General features: G+C 61.3%; 17 protein-coding genes. 3 read left to right on the top strand and 14 right to left on the bottom strand.

The window, feature by feature from the left end; translation table 11 throughout:
* Positions 1 to 10 precede the first annotated feature (10 nt).
* From PG887_RS04020 to tapM, 8 genes are all read right to left on the bottom strand, one after another.
* Positions 11 to 1,567 (bottom strand): SPOR domain-containing protein, encoded by a 1,557-nt coding sequence (locus PG887_RS04020; RefSeq protein ID WP_270821219.1) that lies wholly within the window; start codon positions 1,565 to 1,567, stop codon positions 11 to 13.
* Positions 1,557 to 2,639 carry a 3-dehydroquinate synthase gene (gene aroB, locus PG887_RS04015; protein WP_270821218.1) on the bottom strand — a complete coding sequence of 361 codons (1,083 nt, stop codon included), beginning with the start codon at positions 2,637 to 2,639 and terminating at the stop codon, positions 1,557 to 1,559. Before aroB ends, PG887_RS04020 begins: the two co-directional genes overlap by 11 nt.
* Before the next feature lie 17 nt (positions 2,640 to 2,656).
* A complete protein-coding gene (aroK, locus tag PG887_RS04010; protein WP_010673824.1) occupies positions 2,657 to 3,175 on the bottom strand; it encodes a shikimate kinase AroK in 519 nt (172 codons plus the stop codon).
* 191 nt (positions 3,176 to 3,366) lie between these two features.
* Entirely contained in the window at positions 3,367 to 5,592 is a 2,226-nt protein-coding gene (locus PG887_RS04005) for a type IV pilus secretin PilQ (RefSeq protein WP_052814886.1), read from the bottom strand.
* A 16-nt stretch (positions 5,593 to 5,608) separates the two neighbouring features.
* Entirely contained in the window at positions 5,609 to 6,136 is a 528-nt protein-coding gene (locus PG887_RS04000) for a pilus assembly protein PilP (RefSeq protein ID WP_039039609.1), read from the bottom strand.
* A 2-nt stretch (positions 6,137 to 6,138) separates the two neighbouring features.
* Positions 6,139 to 6,735, bottom strand: coding sequence for a PilO family type IV pilus biogenesis protein TapO (gene tapO / locus PG887_RS03995; protein ID WP_041212566.1), 597 nt, complete (start codon positions 6,733 to 6,735; stop codon positions 6,139 to 6,141).
* Positions 6,732 to 7,301, bottom strand: a complete 570-nt coding sequence (gene tapN / locus PG887_RS03990; RefSeq protein ID WP_039039579.1) for a PilN family type IV pilus biogenesis protein TapN — start codon at positions 7,299 to 7,301, stop codon at positions 6,732 to 6,734. Before tapN ends, tapO begins: the two co-directional genes overlap by 4 nt.
* Positions 7,289 to 8,350, bottom strand: a complete 1,062-nt coding sequence (gene tapM / locus PG887_RS03985; RefSeq protein WP_069652138.1) for a PilM family type IVa pilus assembly protein TapM — start codon at positions 8,348 to 8,350, stop codon at positions 7,289 to 7,291. Before tapM ends, tapN begins: the two co-directional genes overlap by 13 nt.
* Positions 8,351 to 8,648: 298 nt before the next feature.
* Between tapM and PG887_RS03980 the strand changes: the two genes are divergently transcribed.
* The gene (locus PG887_RS03980) at positions 8,649 to 11,138 is read left to right on the top strand and encodes a penicillin-binding protein 1A (RefSeq protein WP_270821217.1); all 2,490 of its coding nucleotides are present in this window, start codon (positions 8,649 to 8,651) and stop codon (positions 11,136 to 11,138) included.
* Positions 11,139 to 11,208: 70 nt separating this feature from the next.
* Here PG887_RS03980 and oxyR read toward each other — a convergent pair whose 3' ends face one another.
* The 3 genes from oxyR to PG887_RS03965 all read right to left on the bottom strand — a co-directional run bounded on the left by oxyR (position 11,209) and on the right by PG887_RS03965 (position 13,811).
* Positions 11,209 to 12,105 (bottom strand): DNA-binding transcriptional regulator OxyR, encoded by an 897-nt coding sequence (gene oxyR, locus PG887_RS03975; protein ID WP_010673817.1) that lies wholly within the window; start codon positions 12,103 to 12,105, stop codon positions 11,209 to 11,211.
* Positions 12,106 to 12,234: 129 nt separating this feature from the next.
* Positions 12,235 to 12,879 (bottom strand): DsbA family protein, encoded by a 645-nt coding sequence (locus tag PG887_RS03970; protein ID WP_151027645.1) that lies wholly within the window; start codon positions 12,877 to 12,879, stop codon positions 12,235 to 12,237.
* A 74-nt stretch (positions 12,880 to 12,953) separates the two neighbouring features.
* The gene (locus tag PG887_RS03965) at positions 12,954 to 13,811 is read right to left on the bottom strand and encodes a Vmh family MBL fold metallo-hydrolase (protein WP_270821216.1); all 858 of its coding nucleotides are present in this window, start codon (positions 13,809 to 13,811) and stop codon (positions 12,954 to 12,956) included.
* 120 nt (positions 13,812 to 13,931) lie between these two features.
* On the opposite strand from PG887_RS03965, the gene PG887_RS03960 reads away from it, so the two are divergent.
* Complete coding sequence (locus PG887_RS03960) at positions 13,932 to 14,846, top strand: LysR family transcriptional regulator (RefSeq protein ID WP_069652134.1); 915 nt, start codon at positions 13,932 to 13,934, stop codon at positions 14,844 to 14,846.
* Between the two features lie 60 nt (positions 14,847 to 14,906).
* Here the strand turns inward: PG887_RS03960 and PG887_RS03955 are convergent, their stop codons facing one another.
* Both PG887_RS03955 and PG887_RS03950 read right to left on the bottom strand, forming a co-directional pair.
* A complete protein-coding gene (locus PG887_RS03955; protein WP_045525644.1) occupies positions 14,907 to 15,689 on the bottom strand; it encodes a BPSS1780 family membrane protein in 783 nt (260 codons plus the stop codon).
* A 40-nt stretch (positions 15,690 to 15,729) separates the two neighbouring features.
* On the bottom strand, positions 15,730 to 16,044 hold the full coding sequence (locus PG887_RS03950) for a hypothetical protein (protein WP_191967241.1): 315 nt from the start codon (positions 16,042 to 16,044) through the stop codon (positions 15,730 to 15,732).
* Positions 16,045 to 16,181: 137 nt separating this feature from the next.
* Here PG887_RS03950 and PG887_RS03945 point away from each other — a divergent pair, with 137 nt between their 5' ends.
* Positions 16,182 to 17,009 (top strand): M23 family metallopeptidase, encoded by an 828-nt coding sequence (locus PG887_RS03945; RefSeq protein WP_010673811.1) that lies wholly within the window; start codon positions 16,182 to 16,184, stop codon positions 17,007 to 17,009.
* 87 nt (positions 17,010 to 17,096) lie between these two features.
* Here PG887_RS03945 and PG887_RS03940 read toward each other — a convergent pair whose 3' ends face one another.
* On the bottom strand, positions 17,097 to 18,431 hold the full coding sequence (locus tag PG887_RS03940; protein WP_201968665.1) for an MATE family efflux transporter: 1,335 nt from the start codon (positions 18,429 to 18,431) through the stop codon (positions 17,097 to 17,099).
* Positions 18,432 to 18,583: the final 152 nt, after the last annotated feature.

Raw genomic sequence — 18,583 nt, 5'->3', positions numbered from 1 at the left:
GGGTGGCTGGCTATTGCTTCAATTCTTTTTGTATCTGGGCGAATGACTTGGGCCAGGGTTGTCCCTTGAGCAAGGCAGGCGACAGCTTGCGAATGGCCGCCTTGGCCTGGGCACTGCTGGCGTAGTCTCCCTGCACCACTACATACCAGGGACTGCCACGGAAACGGGTCTTGTAAACCCACACCTTGCCCGCCAAGCCATGCTCGGCCACAAAGCTGTCTACCGCCTTGGTGTTGCTCGCCCCCATCAACTGGATGCTGTAGTGATTCTTCGGCTTCTTGTTGAGAGTCGCCACCGGCGTCAACGCCACCTTGGCCGCTGGGGCCGCGACCAGCGCTGTCTGCGCGCCACTGGCCGGTTGAGCCTCTGTCCGGGCCGGGACACTGTTCGGGGCCGGATTCTTGACCTGGGCCGTCGTTCCGGTCGGGACCGCACGGGAACCGCTCCCCACCAGCTCATCCACCACGTCCGTGGGCAAGGCGCCGCTGACGTTCGGCTGGTTCATCAATTTCTCGACCACTTCGTCGGAGATGACGACCCGGCGCCCCTCATAGTTGGTTGACTCCGTGGTGACCGTCTCGCTCTCGACCTTCTTGGGCAAGGGCTTGGCATCGGACTGCCAATCGCGGGCAACCTGATTCCCTGACGGGATGGCAGCGGCGCCACTGTTCGCCTGAGTACCCAAAGCCCCGCTCGCCGCACCGACGTTCACAGGATCGCTTGAGACGGGATCGGGCAACGCCATCCCCTGGGACGGAGCCTGGGCGGGGTCCTGGCCTGCACTGTCGAACAGGGGCAGATAGCTCAGGGCCAGCAACCCGCCCGCCACCAGGGCAAGCACGATCGCTATCTTCTTGACGGGCAACTCGGCCTGACGTTTCTTGGGCCTTCTGTCGGTCATGGTATCCTCCAGTAACTGCATGATGGCTGACGGATGTCCGCCCGCCCCATTCAGGATCTCTTCCACTTTCGGCTTGGGCAAGAGGGCAGTCGGGATCTTGAGCTCTTTGGCCTTCTCATACAAGAAGATACGTTGCTCAGGAGCGCTCAGTGGCGCGACTTCCAGCTCGAGGGCTGGCATGGCTCGTCCCTTGAGGAGCGCCTTCTGGTTGCGACACCAGGCGTCATCACCCGAGAGCAGGATGGCCAGTTTATGAGGAGATGCCAGGGTATCGTTGTGACGACAGAGCGCCCACAACTCCCCCACTAGCTCGGCAGGCAAGGTATCGGCACGTTCGATGATGAGCAGCAGTCTGGCAGGCTTGTCACCCACCATGCGAAAGAAGCTGTCCGCCAGGGCATCCTGCGCGTTGAACAGGGGACGTGCCACCACCTGCTGCAACAGCAACTGGCGCACATCCGCCATCTTCATGGACGGGCTGCCGATGAGGCTGGCCACCCGCACCGCATCGGGCAGTTGGGCAAGCAGCGACTCGCACAGTGTGCCACGGCCACTGCCTGGCTTGCCGGAGAGAAAAACAAAGGGGTGGTTGAACTCGATCAGGTGCAGCAGCCGGTCAACCAACTGCCGCTGAGAAGGCAGTTTGAGCAATTTATTAGTGGTCACGACCAGACTCGATCACCGCCATCAATTGCTCGTCTGTCACATCGGCCACGACCTGGGCCTGTCCGATCCCGATCGGCAGCACCAGCCTCAGTTTGCCTTCCAGCACCTTCTTGTCACGGCGCATATGGCGAATGAAGGCGGCAAAATCCATATCGGACGGTGCCTTGACCGGCAAATCGGCGGCCAACAGCAGATCGCGGATTCGTGCCACCTCTTGCGCCGTCATGTCGCCACGGGCCAGGGCCGTCTCGGCCGCCAGCATGGTTCCCGCCGCCACGGCTTCACCGTGCAGCCAGTTGCCGTAACCCTTCTCCGCCTCGATGGCATGGCCGAAGGTATGTCCCAGGTTCAGCAAGGCGCGCACGCCGTGCTCGGTCTCGTCCTGACCGACCACATCGGCCTTGATCTCGCAGCAGCGGCGAATGGCATAGGATAGTGCATCACCGTCGAGGCGCTGCAGGCGGGTCATGTTGGTTTCAAGCCAGGAGAAGAAGGCGGCATCCCAGATGATGCCGTATTTGATCACCTCGGCCATGCCGGCGGCAAATTCCCGGGCAGGCAGGGTCTTGAGGCAGTCGGTATCGATGATCACATGCTTGGGCTGATAGAAGGCACCCACCATGTTCTTGCCGAGGGGATGGTTGACGGCGGTCTTGCCGCCGACGGAAGAGTCAACCTGGGAGAGCAGCGTGGTAGGCACCTGAATAAACGGAATGCCTCGCTGGTAGCTTGCCGCAGCAAAGCCGACAACATCGCCTATCACACCGCCCCCCAGAGCGATCAGAGTGGTATCACGACCATGGCTGGTTTCCAGCAGAGCAGACATGATCCGCTCGAAGGTCGCCAGGGTTTTGTAGGCCTCGCCATCGGGCAGGATCAGGTGTTCCACCTGAAAACCGGACAGCAACTGAATGATCTGTTCAAGATACAGGGGCGCGACCACGGTATTGGTCACTATCATGACCCGCTTGCCCTTGATCGTCTGCGCCAGTACCTCGGGGCGTTGCAGCAGACCGGCAGCTATCTCTATCGGGTAGCTGCGTTCACCCAGTTCGACCTTCAACCTTTCCATGGACGTCCTCTAATGAATTACATACCAATCAACTTGACGATTTGATTAGCGACAACTTTGGCACTCTGGTCATCCGTCTGGATGACAAAATCGGCAACCTCTTCGTACAGGGCGTTGCGCTCTTGCGCAAGACGCTCAAGCACTTCACGGGGCGGCTCTTCGGTTTGCAGCAAGGGACGACGCTTGTCTCTCTGGGTTCGCGCCAATTGCTTTTCAATGGTGGTTTCGAGGTAGACCACGATGCCGCGTGCGGAGAGTTTGTTGCGGGTTTCACGGCTCTTGATGGCACCGCCACCCGTTGCCAGCACGATACCCTGCTGTTCGGCGAGCTCACCGATCACCTTCTCTTCGCGGATCCGGAAACCTTCTTCGCCTTCAACATCGAACACCCAGCCGATATCGGCACCACTGCGGCGCTCAATCTCATGATCTGAGTCGAAAAACTCCATGTGCAGTTGTTCTGCCAGATGTCTACCTATGGTGCTCTTGCCCGCACCCATGGGACCTATCAGGAAAATATTGCGTTTCTCAGCCATGTCTTTTCGTTAGTAATTACAAACTGTATGGCCCCGGTAAACACTCGACCGGGGTACCTATGAACCTTATCTTGCGTTGGATCAGGAGGGGGATTATCTCAGTAGAAACCAGGACTGGCAACCGCAGCCCTTACGCCCCAGCCTCATCGGGGCGTAAGGTTATATGTGTTTTACTCTCACAAGTAAAGTTTTCAGAGGGCGTCGGTCACTATCCTCGGGGTCACGAAGATCAGCAGTTCACGCTTCTTGTTTTCACTGGTGGTTTTCTTGAACAGATAGCCCAACCCGGGGATATCCCCCAGCAGCGGCACCTTGCTGACATCGCTCTTGATGGTCTGTTGATAGATGCCGCCAAGCACCAGAGTTTCACCGTTGTTGACCAACACCTGGGTGGTGATGGACTGGGCGTTGATGGACACCGCATCCCCGGTCCCGGTCGGCACGGTTTCCCCCTTGGTATCCTGAGTCACGGTCAAGTCCAGGATCACCCTGTTGTCCGGGGTGATCTGCGGCGTGACCTTGAGGCTCAGCACCGCCTTCTTGAAGGTGACCGAGGTCGCCCCGCTGGAAGAGGACTCCACATAGGGGATCTCGGTCCCCTGCTCGATCAGGGCCGGCTTCTGGTTGGCCGTGGTGACACGCGGACTGGCGATGATCTCGGCCTTGCTCTCCTTTTCCAGCGCTGAGAGTTCAAGATCCAAAAGGGTGCCATTGGCAAGACGGGCAACCTGGAACGCCAGCGTGCCGGCCGCGTTGGTCACCGGCAGGTTAACGTTGAGTCTGTCTTCTACGTTGGGGCGAGTGATGGTGGAACTGCCATCATTGTTTCCGGCGCCATCATTACCCTCTATGGTGCCCGAGGTGCCGTTGCCATGACCGTCTGTCTTGGTCACCCCCCAGCGCACCCCCAGAGCCTCATCGAAGCCATCATCAATGGTCACCATGCGCGCCTCGATCACCACCTGCTTGACCGGGATATCGAGGATATCCAGCATCCGCTTGACGTTGCTGATGACATCCGCCGTGTCCTTGACCACCAGCACGTTGGTACGTTCATCCACGCTGACCGCCCCTCTGGGGGAGAGCAGCTTGGTACTCTCGGAGGAGAGCAGGGCCGCCACTTCCGATGCCTTGGCATAGTTGATCTGCAGATACTCGGTGTAGAGGGGAGCGAGATCCGCCACCTGGTTGCGGCTCTCCATCTGCTGTTTCTCGCGAGCGGCAATCTCGTCCGCCGGCGCCACCAGCAGGATGTTGTTGTCCAGCCGTTTGTCCAGCCCTCTGACCTTGAGGATGATGTCCAGCGCCTGCTCCCAGGGCACGCCATCGAGACGCAGCGTGATGTTGCCGGAGACCGAGTCCGTGGTCACCAGATTCAGATTGTTGAAATCGGCGATGATCTGCAACACGGTACGAACAGGAATATCCTGGAAGTTCAATGAGATGGGCTTGCCTTGGTACTGCTTCGCCGCCGTGGTGGCCACCCGTTTTTTCACCTCGATGATGAACATCTTGTCGGCCTGATCGTAACGGTAGTCAAACTGGCCGTTCACCGAGAGCTCGAACAGGGTGTCATTGCCCTGGCGGAACACCTCCACCTGGGAGACCGGGGTAGCAAAGTCCTGCACATTGATGAGGTTGAGCTGATCATCAGGCACCCGGGTACCGTGGAACTTGGCCAGCACTTTCTGACCACGGCTGCTGACATCCACCGCCGCCGAACTGTTGTCCAGCGTCACGAGGAACTCCCCCTGCCCTTCCTTGCCACGACGAAAATCCACGCCCTTGACCGAGTTGAAGTAGGCGCCACCCATGTTTGCCTGAGACACGGACAACACCGGCTTGCCGGGGGCAACGGGCGAAGGAGCCACAGTAGGCGTAGAAGCCATGGCAGGCTGAGCCTGATACTGGGACTGGTTCTGGGCAACTCGCTGGGTGTCAATCAATGCAGACTGAGTCACCGGCTGGCTTCTGACGAGCGCAGACTGGCTGGCTGCAACAGGCGCCGCCGAGGAAGCGACCGGCTGCCCTGCCTTGTCTCCCAGCGCCACCAGCAATTTATTGCCCTGCTGATGGACCTGATAGGGGGTGAGCTGATCGAGGGCGATCTTGATGTCGAGCCCCTGCCCCTTCCCCTCCACCAGGAGGTTGTTCACCCCTTGCTGCTTGATGGGCAGGGGATTGACCGTCAGGGCACCGATGGCCCCGGGTACGTGCAGCAGAAGCTGATTGGGTTCATAGGTCAACCTGTCCGTAAAACCGCTGACCGGTTCGCTGAAGCTGAGCTCCAGCAGGAGTTGATCGGCCAGCAGGGGATTCACCTTGACCTCCTGCAACGCGGGTACTGCCCACACCTGAGTGCATCCGCCCAGCCACAGCAGCGCCACACCGGTCATCCTTCTTATTGTTGTTCTCATCTCTGCTCATCCCTGATCATAGTTTTGCGTCGAGATTGGCCATGGCCAGCTGGGTTTCTCGGGTGACCCAGCATCCTTTGCCATCCGGTACCGTCTCCATCAAGTCAACATGCGTGTTCGTTATCTTGATGACCCTGCCCTGATCCAGCCCCATGTGCTGATTGAGCCCGACGCGCACGGCTTGCCCGTCCGGGGTTTTGATCAATGCCCACAACTGCCCCTGCTTGCCGATGGAGCCTTTCATGCTCAGGCTGGCAAGCGAGTAGCGTTCCAGCACCTCCTTTTCCCGATTGGCCACTATCTGGGCACAGTCCGGCTTGGCCTTGGCGTCCAGCCTGGAACTGGTTTCCGGCTGGGGTGCAATGAACGGACTGCGCTGATCGCTGCGTTGATAGACCATGGGAGAGAAGGGCTTTATCTCCGGCAAAGGTTCGATCGGTACCGGCTTTCTGGCCTTGGTCTGTTTGACATACTCATCCATGTCCTCCTGTCCCCCACAGGCCGTCAACAGCAGCGCCGACAAGAGAAGTACGCCCGCTCTCATGCTCATGGCTTTTTCTCCACGGTTTTGCCGTTGTACTTGTAGGTCTTGGCCTGCATGGACATACCGATCAGCTCACCCCCCTTCCCCTGGCTGAGCTGGAAAGAATCCAGGATCACGATGCGGGGCAGGGCAGCCATGTCCGCCGTGAACTTGCCAAGTTCGTGATAGGTGCCCACGACCTCGATGCGCATGGGCAGCTCGGTGGAGAACTCGTGTTTCACCTCTGGCTCCCAGTTGATCCTGTTCAATGTCAAACCGTTGTCGGTGGCAATGAAGCTGATGTCATCCAGCAAACCGGCGACTTCGTGGGTGTTGGGCAGCTGCTTGAGCTGGGTGTCGACCAGATGTTCCAGCTGGACCATCTGCTTTCTGTATGCTTCCAGGTTCGCGGCCAGCATGGCCTTGCTCTCGAATTGTCCCTTGAGCTCGGTCTCTTTTGCGGCTTCACGACCCAGGGCCGCCAGGGAATTGGCAATCACGTAGTAATAGAGTGCCCCGCCAAGCAGAGCACAGCAGAAGAAGACAAAGATGCCCTTGGCGATCGGCGGCCAGCGGGCAATGTCATTGAGATCCAGGTCGTTGAGTTGTTGCAGGTTCATTTTTGCCCCTTAGCCACGTTGGGTAGCGCCGTGGCAATCTGGAACATCATGGAGAACTGGCTCAGGGCGATGGGGGCCACCTCGGCCGTGAAAATGGTGCTGAGCTGGGATTGTGTCAGCCAGCCGGAACCGTCGATTCGGCGCATCATGCTGGCAACCCTGCCATAGGCTTCGGTCTTTCCCTTCACGTCTATCTTGTTGTTTTGCAGAGCAAGGCTATCAAGATACACCCCGTTGGGGACCAGCACCGGCAGCTGATTGAACAGACGCACAGGGATGTTGCGGCGCATCTGCAACTGCTCGATGAGTTGCATGCGGTCAATCAACTCCTTGCGCCGCTCCTTGAGAAGCCTGATCTCCCCAAGCTGGGTGTCCAGGGTTGCCATCTCCTGCTGCAACCGCTGATTGCGCTGCTGCTGGTAACCGATCTGCTGCTGCACCAGCCAGTCTGCGGCAAAGGCGATGGCTGCCGTCCCCGCCAGGAACAGACCGAACAGGATGCCGAATTGTTTCTTCTGACGCTGCGCCCGAGCCTGCCGCCAGGGCAGAAGGTTTATATTTGACATGGTGTGAAGCTCCTCAGTGCCAGCCCGAGCGCCGTCATGTACTTGGCCCCATGAGTCAGCCCCCCCTCTCCCTGCGGCTTGCCAAAGAGTGCAAAGGGATCGGGGTGCAGCACCTCGCAGTTGAGCTCGCTGCCGATTTGTCCGGCCAGCCCCGGCAGCAGGCTCCCCCCTCCGGTCAGCACCAGCCTGGAGAGCTCCTTGTTCCCCGAGGAGCTGCAAAACAGCTGCACGTTGCGCCGTATCTGCAACACCAGGGTGCTGAGGTGAGGCAACAGGACATCCACCTCATGATCCGCAGGCAAGGAGCCCTGGAGCTTGGCCAGTTCCGCCTCTTCCATACTCATGCTGTAAAAAGAGGCCAATGCCTGGCTGTATTGATCACCACCAAAATTCTGCAACCGGGAATAGATGACCTGGCCCCGTAGCAGGGCGGCGAAAGTCAGGGCGCTGGCACCGATGTCGACGATGCCAACCGGTTTCTCCGAGGTTTGCAGGTCGGGCAAGCAAGCCAGCACGGCGCGTCCGAGCGCATGGGCCCCCACATCCACCACCATGGTCGTCATGCCTGCCTCCGTCAGGGCACTGACCCGGCCACTGACGCTCTCGGTCCGCGCGGCACTGAGCAGGACCTCCTGACGCCCGTTGTCGCTCGCCATGCCGAGGATTTCAAAATCCAGGCTCACTTCGTCGAGGGGAAAGGGGATGAGCTGCTCTGCCTCCAGGTGAACCTGGTTCTCCAGCTCGTTCTCGTTGATGTTGGTATCGACCTGAATGATCTTGGTGATGACGTTGGAACCGGTCACGGCCGTGGCCACGTTCTGGCAATCCCCTTGCACGAGCCGCTTGAGCGACTTGAGGGACTGACTGACCCGTTCAATGTCCTGAAGTTGATAGTCGACCAGCGTTCCTCTTGGCATGGGGATCTCGGCAACCGAACCGAGGTGCACCTTGCCGGGACGTCCGCTGATGGTGACGGCCTTGATGGTTTGACTGCCAAAATCAATGCCCGCCATGGAGACGAGGGATCCCTTACTTAATAGCCCAAACATATACACATCCATGCGTTATTGGGTTTTCGGACTTATTGTAGGACAGCGCGTCATGATGTGACGGCTTAACTCAATATAATGCTCTATCTATCAATGTCATAAAGTTTGTGTCAAAAGTTGACGCCCCTCTCCTTTCGGCCTTGATTGCGGCCCCCTTGGTAATTGTGCCCTGGAGTGCTACCCTCCCGCCTCTTCTCGGGGTCGCCTGTTTGCGGACAGGAAAACCTCGAATCCGCGAGGGTAAAAAGGCTATACTCTGCGCCCGTTGGCTAATTTTAAGACGATTGGTAGTTCTTCCATGCTGAAATGGCTCGTTCGCCTGTTTATTGTCATGATGCTGGGTGCTGTGCTGGGCGTTGCCAGCCTCATCGGCATCTACTTCTACATCAAGCCCCAGTTGCCGGACGTCAGCGCCCTGCGCGATGTCAAACTGGCTACCCCCATGAAGGTCTACAGCCGGGACGGGGAATTGATCTCCCAGTTTGGCGAAATTCGTCGCATCCCCCTGCGGCTGGACGAAATTCCCCAGTCCATGATCGATGCCGTACTCGCCACCGAAGATGCCCGCTTCTATGAGCACCCGGGCATAGACCCCATCGGCATCATCCGTGCCGCCACCGTCTGGGCCGTCTCCGGCCAGGCGCGTCAGGGCGCCAGTACCATTACCCAGCAGGTGGCCCGCAACTTCTTCCTGAGCAACGAGAAGACCCTGGTACGCAAGATCAAGGAAGTGTTCCTCGCCTGGCGCATCGAGCAGAACCTCTCCAAGGACGAGATCCTCACCCTCTATCTCAACAAGATCCCCCTCGGCTACCGGGCATTCGGGGTCGGCGCGGCCGCCCAGGTCTACTTCGGCAAGGAGGTCAAGGATCTGACCCTGGACGAGATCGCCATCATCGCGGGTCTCCCCAAGGCCCCCTCCATGCTGAACCCGATCCGCTCCCCGGAGCGCGCCTTCGCTCGCCGCAACGTGGTACTGGGTCGCATGCTGGAAACCGGCAAGATCACCCAGGCTCAGTATGACGAAGCCTCCAAGATGCCGGTCAAGGCCCGTTTTCACGGTGCCGAAACTACGCTGAACGCCCCCCATCTGAGCGAGATGGTGCGCCAGAAGATGGTGGAGCAGTTTGGTGAAGATGCCTACACCATGGGGCTGCACGTCTACACCACCGTCACCGCCAAGCGTCAGCGCGCCGCCCATCAGGCGCTGCTGGACGGTGTCTTCGACTACGACACCCGCCACGGCTACCGTGGCCCGACCGCCTTGCTGTGGAAAGCCGGTGAAACGGCCTGGGACTACGAGCAGATCATGGCCCATCTGGCCAAGCAGCCGACCTATCAGCCCCTGATGGCCGCCGTGGTCACCCAGCTCGGCGACAAGAGCGCCACCCTGGTGCTCAAGAATGGCAAACAGGCCGAACTGGGCTGGAATGGCATCAAGTGGGCGCGTGCCTTCATCACCGACGATCGCCAGGGCTTTGCCCCGAAATCGGCGCGGGATGTACTCAAAGTCGGCGCCCAGATCTGGGTCAGGGAGAAAGGGGAAGAGTTACTGCTCTCCCAGATCCCCGACGTCAACGCCGCCCTGGTGGCCATGAACCCGCAAGACGGCGCCATCGAGGCCCTGGTCGGCGGCTTCAGCTTCGAGCTCTCCAAGTTCAACCGGGTCGATCAGGCCCGTCGTCAGGTCGGCTCCAACATCAAACCGTTCCTCTATGCCACCGCGCTGGAGCAGGGCTATACCCTGGCGTCCCTCATCAACGATGCACCGATCAACCAGTGGGATCCTGCCAAGGGCCCCATGTGGCAGCCCAAGAACTCGCCCGCCATCTATGAAGGGCCGACCACCTTGCGCCTCGGCCTTGCCAAGTCCAAGAACGTGATGTCGGTCCGGCTGATGCGCGCCATCGGGCTGGATACCTATATCGACGGCCTGACCCGCTTCGGCTTCGCCCGTGATCACATTTCCGCCAACGAATCCCTGGCGCTGGGTGCGGCGGAGTTTACCCCGCTGGAAGTGGTGCGCGGCTACTCGGTGCTGGCCAATGGCGGCTTCCAGGTCACCCCCTACTTCATCACCGAGGTGACCGACAGCTTCGGCACCCCCCTGTTTGAGGCCAACCCGGCCGCCGCCTGCCGCGACTGCGGCGTGCTGGCCGCCGCCGGTCTCGACAGCGCGGATGCCTATGCCAATACCACGGCAGACTGGAAGGCCCAGTGCCCCATCGATCCTGTCGTGCCCAACAACATGGCACCGCAGACCATCAGTGCCCAGAGCGCCTTCCTCATCACCGACACCCTGACCACCGCCATCTGGGGTGGCAATGGCTGGCGTGGTACCGGCTGGCGGGCAGCCCGTGACCTCAAGCGTCACGACATCTCGGGCAAGACGGGGACCACCAACGAATCCCGGGATGCCTGGTTCTCCGGCTATACCCCAAATCTGGTGGCCACCTCCTGGATCGGTTTTGACAACCACCAGCGCGGTCTGGGCCGGGCCGAGTTTGGCGGTGGTGCCGCCCAGCCCATCTGGATTGACTTCATGAAGACGGCTCTGCAACAGGTGCCCGAGCGCAAGATGCCGGTCCCCGAAGGGATCATGCAGGTCCGCATCGATCGTGAAACCGGTCTGCTGACCAATCGCGCCGATGGCAGTACCACGGAGGAGTTCTTCAAAGAGGGCACAGAGCCCACCCGCTACGCGAGCCAGATCTCCGATGGCAACCAGGTGTATGGCGGTGACGATGCGACCACAGACGGTCCCGTCTCCACCGACGACATCTTCTAGGTCCCCCTGGAAACAACAAAAACCGGCGCCCAGGCGCCGGTTTTTGTTTCGGGATGACGAGCGGGCTGCGTCAGCCCAGCAGGGCTTTCATCAGACTCGAGATGCGGGCCGCCAGCTCATTGAAGCAGGGGCGGCGAACCGAGTAGTGACGATAGAGCAGGGAGATGGTGCGCCCCGGCACGGGGTTGATTACCGGACGATAGCTGACGCCCCCCTCCTCCGGGTTGGCGGGCACGGCGAGCCTGGGCACCAGCGTCATGCCGCTGCCGGCGGCGACCATGTTGCGCAAGGTCTCCAGACTGGTGCCCTTGAAGCGCTGATCCTCACCGATGCCCGCGGCAAAACAGAAACCCATCGCCTGATCCCGCAGGCAGTGACCGTCGGCCAGCATCAGCAATTTCTTGCCCTTGAGATTGTGCAGGGGCACCGCCTTGGCGCTCGCCTCCGGGTGATGCTGAGGCACGGCCAGCCACATGGGCTCCTGATAGAGGGGGATGGCGCCAAACCCCTCCATCCCTTCCAGCTCCGCCAGCACGAGGCAATCCAGCTCCCCCTCCTCCAGCCGTTTGAGCAGCACTTGGGTCTGATCTTCGTAGAGGTAGAACTCCAGCTTGGGGAAGTGTTCACGCAGATCCTGGATGATGTGGGGCAGCAGGTAGGGGCCCACGGTGGGAATGAAACCGATGTGGATCTCGCCGGACATGGGCTCGGCGAAGTGCTGGCCTATGCTCTTGAGCTCTCGCGCCTCTTTGAGCACCTTGCGCGCCTGACGGGCCATGGCATCGCCGGCGGGCGTGAACAGCACCTTGCGGGAGGTGCGCTCGATGAGGATCACTCCCAGTTCATCTTCCAGCTTGCGCAGCTGGCCACTCAGGGTCGGCTGGCTGACAAAGCAGCGCTCCGCTGCCTTGCGAAAGTGTTTCTCCTCTTCCAGCGCTACCAGATATTCGAGATCGCGAAGGTTCATAGGTACTGCATCCTGCCGTTCAATGAGGCCGATAGCATGCACAAGAACAGTGCGGGGGACAAGGGAGGCGCGCAGACGGGTCTGCCCTCTCCCTCTCCTTTGACAAGCCGCAGGCGATGGGCGAGAGACTCACCCCATCAGAGAGGTGATGTGATCCGCGAACGCCGCTGGCTCTCCCAGATAGGAGGAGACAGGCAGCTCAACGACGCGCTCCCCTTGCATCAATCCCAGGGTCGGGAACCCCTGCCCGCCGAGGCGGCGCAGCCACGCCTGGCTTGTGGCCAGATGGCCCACAAGATCGACCCGACCAAAGGCCAGGGCGAATGCTTCCGGTGTCAGCCCCTGCTCCCGCGCGAGCGCCGCCAGCCGTGTCGGGGAACCGACCCATTCCCCATCCCGGTAGTGGGTTTCCTGGATGCGGTGCAACAAGGCAAGGCCGTCGCCGCCAAGCTCGCTCACCGCCAGAACGGCGCGTATGGGCGGCTCGGAGTCGAGGAGCAGTGACTCGTTGAGCAGAAGCTCGTTGAAGTAGCGCTCACCAAAGCGCTGTCCGGTGAGGGCGTGGATGCGCTCGTCATGGGGGCGCACATAGTCCCGCAGGGGCTGTCCCATGGCCTGGCGCCTGGTGCCCATCCAGAGGCCCCCCCCATGCAGTTCGATGCGAAGGCCCGGGATCTCGGCAGCGGCTTTCAGCAGGGGGGCGGCGCCATAGCACCAGCCACAGAGGGGGTCATAGACATAATGGAGGGTTGTTTGCGCTTCGTTCATCATCATTCTCGCTTCAATGCTGGATAAAAAACCGGGCCCTCGGGCCCGGAAAAAAACACAGGGATGTAGGCGTCAGGGAGTTACCACTTCATCTCGCCGGTATTGACCTTGGCACCGATGGCCAGGCCATCATCGACCGGCAGGGAGGGGTAAACCTTCTTCAGCGCTTCAATCAGCTGGCCGGAGTGCTTGGTCTTGGCCAGCGCTTGCTCAAAGCGCTGCACGTAGTCACGGGTGAAGGTCACGGCTTCGGTACCCTTGGGCGCAGTCCCCAGGAAGTGACCCGGCACCACGCGCTCAGGTTTCAGCGCCAGCAGATTGTTCAGCGCCTTGACCCAGTGGCTGCGAGCGGCCTTGGACTGGCTGTCCGCCATCCAGACGTGTACACCGCTGTAGACCGGCACACCACCAAAGGCCGTCTTGATGGAAGGGGCCCAGAGGTAAGCATTCGGGGTGTTCATCTCTTTGATGTCAATCTTCTCGCCATCCAGCGTCAGGTGGCTGGCCGTCATCACTTGCGGCACGGTCAGGCTCTTGGGTGCATCCTTGCCCAGGATCGGGCCCCAGTAGCTCAGCTTGGCATCCTTGGTCTGCTTGATATGGTCGACCACATGCTGGTCGGCCAGCACCTTGACATCCGGGAACGCAGCCATGACGGGTTCCAGACCGAAGTAGAAGTCGGGGTCACCGGCACTGATATAGACAGTGGTCAGCTTCTTGCCGCTCTTCTTGATCATGTCCACCAGCGCCTGACCATGTTGCACATCGAACTGGGCATCGATCAGGATGGCCTCTTTGTCACCGGTTACCAGTGAGGAGGAGACGGGGAAGATGGCCTTCTCGCCGGGGTTGTAGACGGTCACGGTCAGGGGGGCCGCCAGGGCGGAACCCGTCATCAGGAGGCTGGTCAGGGTCAGGGTACGCAGTGTGTTGTTCATCAGATAACGCTCATCGGTGTGGATTAATGGAATGAGCGCAGTTTATTGCATCACCATCGATACAAATACCGCATAATAGGCGCATCACTGTTGCACAAATCGAGCATATAGGGGCACAAGATGGATAGGCTGACCGCATTGCGGGTCTTTGTCTGCGTAGTGGAACAGGGCAGCCTAAGCGGCGCCGGGGAGAAACTGGAGATGTCCCGTGCCATGGTGTCGCGCTACCTGGCCGAGCTGGAACGCTGGATGGGGGCCAGATTGCTGCACCGCACCACCCGCCGGCTGAGCCTGACCGGGCCAGGAGAAGAGGCGCTGAACCGGGCCAGAGCCATGCTGGCCCTGGGGGAAGAGATGGAACACCTGGCCATCCGCCATGACGAGGCCCCCAAGGGGCAACTGCGCATCACCTGCAGCTACTCTCTCTCCGAAGCCCTGCTGGTCGGGGCGGCGAACGACTACCTGGCCCGTTACCCCGGCACGGCGATCGACATCCTGCTGCTGGACCGGACAGTCAATCTGGTGGAGGAGCGAATCGATCTCGCCCTGCGCATCACCAACGACCTCGATCCCAACCTGGTGGCCCGCAGGCTCGGCACCTGCCACTCGGTGGTGTGCGCCAGTCCCGCCTACCTGGCCCGCCATGCTCCGCCGCAGCAGGTGCAGGATCTGGCACTGCACAACTGCCTCACCTACACCTATTTCGGCAAGAGCCTGTGGGAGTTTCTGGGGCCCGATGGTCCCGAATCCGTCCCGGTGAGCGGCAACCTCAGCGCCAACATCTCCAACCTGCTGCTGGCCGCCACCCTGGAAGGGGCGGGGATCAGCCTGCAACCCGCCTACTCGGTTCACCCCCATCTGGCAAGCGGCGCCCTGGTCCCCCTGCTCACCCCGTGGCAGCCCAAGCGCCTCGGCGTCTATGCCGTTTATGGCACCCGCAAACAGATGTCCCCCCTGCTGCGCAGCTTCCTCGACTTTCTCGTGGAGCGGATGGCGGACGATCCCCTGTGGCAGGAAGCCCCTCCCTCTCTCTGATCCCTGCGAGCCGCACAAAAAAGGGGCCTCGCGGCCCCTCTTTGCTCCATCCTGTGCCGGTCAGGCTTCGAAACCGAATGCCTTGACCGGGGTCTCTCCCTCCTCGGCCTCCTGATCCTCCAGATAGATGTCGTGATAGGCGGCATAGATGGAGTAGTTGATGGCAGGCAGCACCACCAGCAGGCCCACCAGCATCAGGAGTGCGCCAAAGAAGATCAGCACGGCCCCGAGCAGCCCCCACCAGAGGAAGGGCCACATGTTGCGCAGACATCCCTTGAAGCTGAGCCTGGCTGCCTGCCAGACCCCGACCTGATGGAAGAGGATAAGGGCGGGGGCGAAGGTGATGGCCATCAGCACGGGAACGAACAGTGCCAATCCCACCAGGGCGCAGACGAGGAAGCCCTGTGCCTGCTCCGGGGTCAGCGCCAGGGAGCCCGGATCCGCGGACAACAGGCCGGTGAGTCCCCACTGGTGCAGCAGGAACACGCAGATCATCAGGATCCCCATGATGAGGCCGAGCACCATCAGGCCCCCCAGCATCAAGGGGGTCAACCGATGGCGGAAACCGGCAAAGAAGTCGCCAAACTGCAGCGCCTCCCCATGGTGCCCCCGCCGCGCCACCGCCACCCAGCCAGCCCCCCACACCATGTAGAGCAACTGGGAGATCAAGCCCCCCGCCGGCAGCTGATCCAGCACGATGCCCACCACAAACCAGAGCACTATCATGGCCACGCTGGCACCCATCCCCTTGTTGAAGATGTCGAATCCGGTGCGGATCCAGATCCAGCCCTGTCCTATGCCATGGCGTTTGGGTTCGTGGCGCAGGGCCCTGTCACTGTTCATCATTGACCTCGTCGAAAAATAGGGGCGAAGCGGCGTCTCCTCAGGGCACGCTCACCGTGACCATGATGGTGCCGGTGTAGGGACCGGTGCGTACTACCTGGCCCGGCAGCCGGGTCGGGTAGAGCCTCACCTTGTAGTCGGTGACCTGGGTCGCCGCCGAGTAGGGTACCGCGATGGCGGTATCGAATGGAATAGGGGTCAGGGCCCCTGTCCGGCCATGCCCACCGCGACCCGGCCTGGCTGGTGGTGAAGCTGTTGTCGCTCGCGAGCGCCCCCAAGATGCGGTAGCGCAGCGGCCCATGCTCAGGCTGGCAAGGTCGAAGGGAAGGCGGGCACCCGCAACCAGAGCATTCACCTCGCTGCAATGGCGTGTCCGTTGCGTCTTTCTGGGCCGCAGCCGACGAGTTTATCGGCCACGGTTGACGGACAGCACCGCCAGAATGTGGCATCATCTCCCCCCTCTTGCTTTCCCCCTGATCCGATGGAGCCATCATGCGCCGCCTCTTCTTTCTTCTCCTGCTGCTCGGCAGCCCTGCGCTTCACGCCGAACCGGGGTTTATCAGCCGCCTGCTCAACCACCCGGTGCCGGGGGGCGTGGCCGTGGTACCACTGGGAAGCGGGGCCAAGGCGCCCGCAGTGCGCTATCAGGACAAGCCTGTGCTGGTGGTACAGGAAGACGGGAAGACGTGGATCGCCATCGTCGGCATCCCGCTCAAGAGCGCGCCCGGCCCCCATCAGGTGACCACCAGCGATGGCCGCACCTTGAGTTTCAAAGTCGGCACCAAGCACTACCGTGAGCAGCACATCAAGCTCAAGAACAGCCGCCAGGTCAATCCGCTGGCCGAAGACATGACCCGCATCAACCGGGAGCTTGCCGAACAGACCCGCGCCTACCAGACCTTCAGCCCGGCTCAGCCGAGCAACCTGCTGTTTGACAAGCCGGTCCAGGGCCCGCTCTCCAGCCCCTTCGGGCTGCGCCGCTTCTTCAACGGCGAGGAGCGCAACCCCCACTCCGGCCTCGACTTCGCGGTCGGAGCCGGCACTCCCATCAAGGCACCAGCCGCTGGCAAGGTCATCCTCATCGGCAACTACTTCTTCAACGGCAATACGGTGTTCGTCGACCACGGCCAGGGCCTCATCAGCATGTTCTGTCACATGTCGAAGGTGGACGTGAAGCTGGGCCAGAGCCTGCCCCGCGGCGGCATCGTCGGCCGGGTCGGCGCCACCGGCCGCGCCACCGGTCCCCACATGCACTGGAACGTCAGCCTCAACGACGCCCGCGTCGACCCCGCCATCTTTATCGGCGCCTTCAAGCCCTGAGGCCGGCGACCTGCCGCCCACAGGCAGGGGCACTCAAAATGAAAAAGGCAGCCGAGGCTGCCTTTTTCATGGACGCATGACCACATCTCAGGCAGCGCTGTGCTGGCGCCCCTCCCTGTTCATCGCCCGCCACATCACCAGGACCAGCAGAGTGCTGCAAGTGGGCAGCGCCAGCCAGACACCGGCCACTCCCCACAGGGAGGAGAAGCCCCACAGGAAACCGCCGATCAGCACCAACTTGCCGCCGGTGAGCAGGGAAGCGATGCGGGCCCGGTTGATGGCCTGGAAATAGGTGGCCCCCACCAGCAGCAAGCCTTCCATGGGCAGCCCCCAGAAGTAGAGCCAGATACCGAGGGTCGCCACCGGCAACAGGGCAGCATTGTCCCCCGCAAACAGATAAACCACTGCCTCCGGCCACAGATACAGCGGGATCATCCCGCACAGTGCCACCGCCATGGTCACTCCCAATGCCAGGTTGCGTACCCGCAGCACCCGTGCCCAGTTGCCCGCCCCGGCATTGAAGCTGGCGATAGGCTGGATGCCCATGGCGATCCCCTCGAAGATGAGATAGAAGAAGGCCTCGCTGTAGCTGATGACCCCATAGGCGGCCACGTGCAGCGAAGTACCCACCGAGAGCAGCGCCTTGTTGTGCAGCGCCAGCACCACCGAGAGGTAGAGGTACATCAGAAAACTCGACACCCCGAGTCGCAATGTCTCCCCCATCAGCCGCCAGTCGGGCACCAGGGTATCCCAGCGAATGCGCAACTGGCTACGGGGGGTGAAGAAGTGCCACAGGCACAGGCCCCCGGTGACCGCCTGGGAGAGCATGGTCGCGATGGCGGCCCCCGCCAGCCCCCAGGGGATCACCGCCATCAGCAGGTAGTCGAGCAGCACGTTGAGCACGCCGCCCCCCACCAGGATCCAGGTGGTGAGGCCGGGTCGCCCGTCGTTGCGCAGCAGGGCGGTAAAGGCCATGGAGAGCACCGCGAACACCCCGAGCCAGGCGTACCACTGCAGATAGGCGAAGCCTGCGTCGAAGATGACCCCCTGCGCCCCCATCCAGACAAGCATGGCCTTGCCGTAACGAATGCCAATGAAGGCGAGCAGCGCGGAGGCGATGAGCACCATCACCAGGGCATTGCCGACGATGTGGCGCGCCCTGGCCTGCTCCCCCTTGCCCAGATAGAAGGAGGCCAGCGACGAGGATCCCATGCCGATCAGGGCCCCCACCGCGTAGAGCACGGCGCAGATGGGGTACGCCAGCATCATGCCGGCCAGCCCGTCCTGGCCCAGGATATGGCCGACGAAGATGCCGTCTATGGTGACATAGATGCCGGTGACCAGCATGGCGGCCACCGTGGGGGTGACGTAACGCAAGAAGAGGCGGGAAAGGGGGGCCGTGCCCAGATCGACGGAGGACATAAATTGCTCAATGAAGGGGAACGGCCAGAATAATAGCCAAACAAGACCCGGATCACCCGTTATTTGTGCCGTGGATCATTCATCTTGAGGGCTTTACCCGCCCCGGCCCCTGCTTTAGGCTAGGGCGACTTCTCCTGAACGGAAACGTGCGC

This window comes from Aeromonas sp. QDB14, from assembly GCF_027707845.1.
GTDB classification, from domain to species: Bacteria; Pseudomonadota; Gammaproteobacteria; order Enterobacterales; family Aeromonadaceae; genus Aeromonas; species Aeromonas caviae.
The sequence above is the reverse complement of the archived record's forward strand: the minus strand, read 5'-3'. Positions and strand labels throughout refer to the sequence as shown.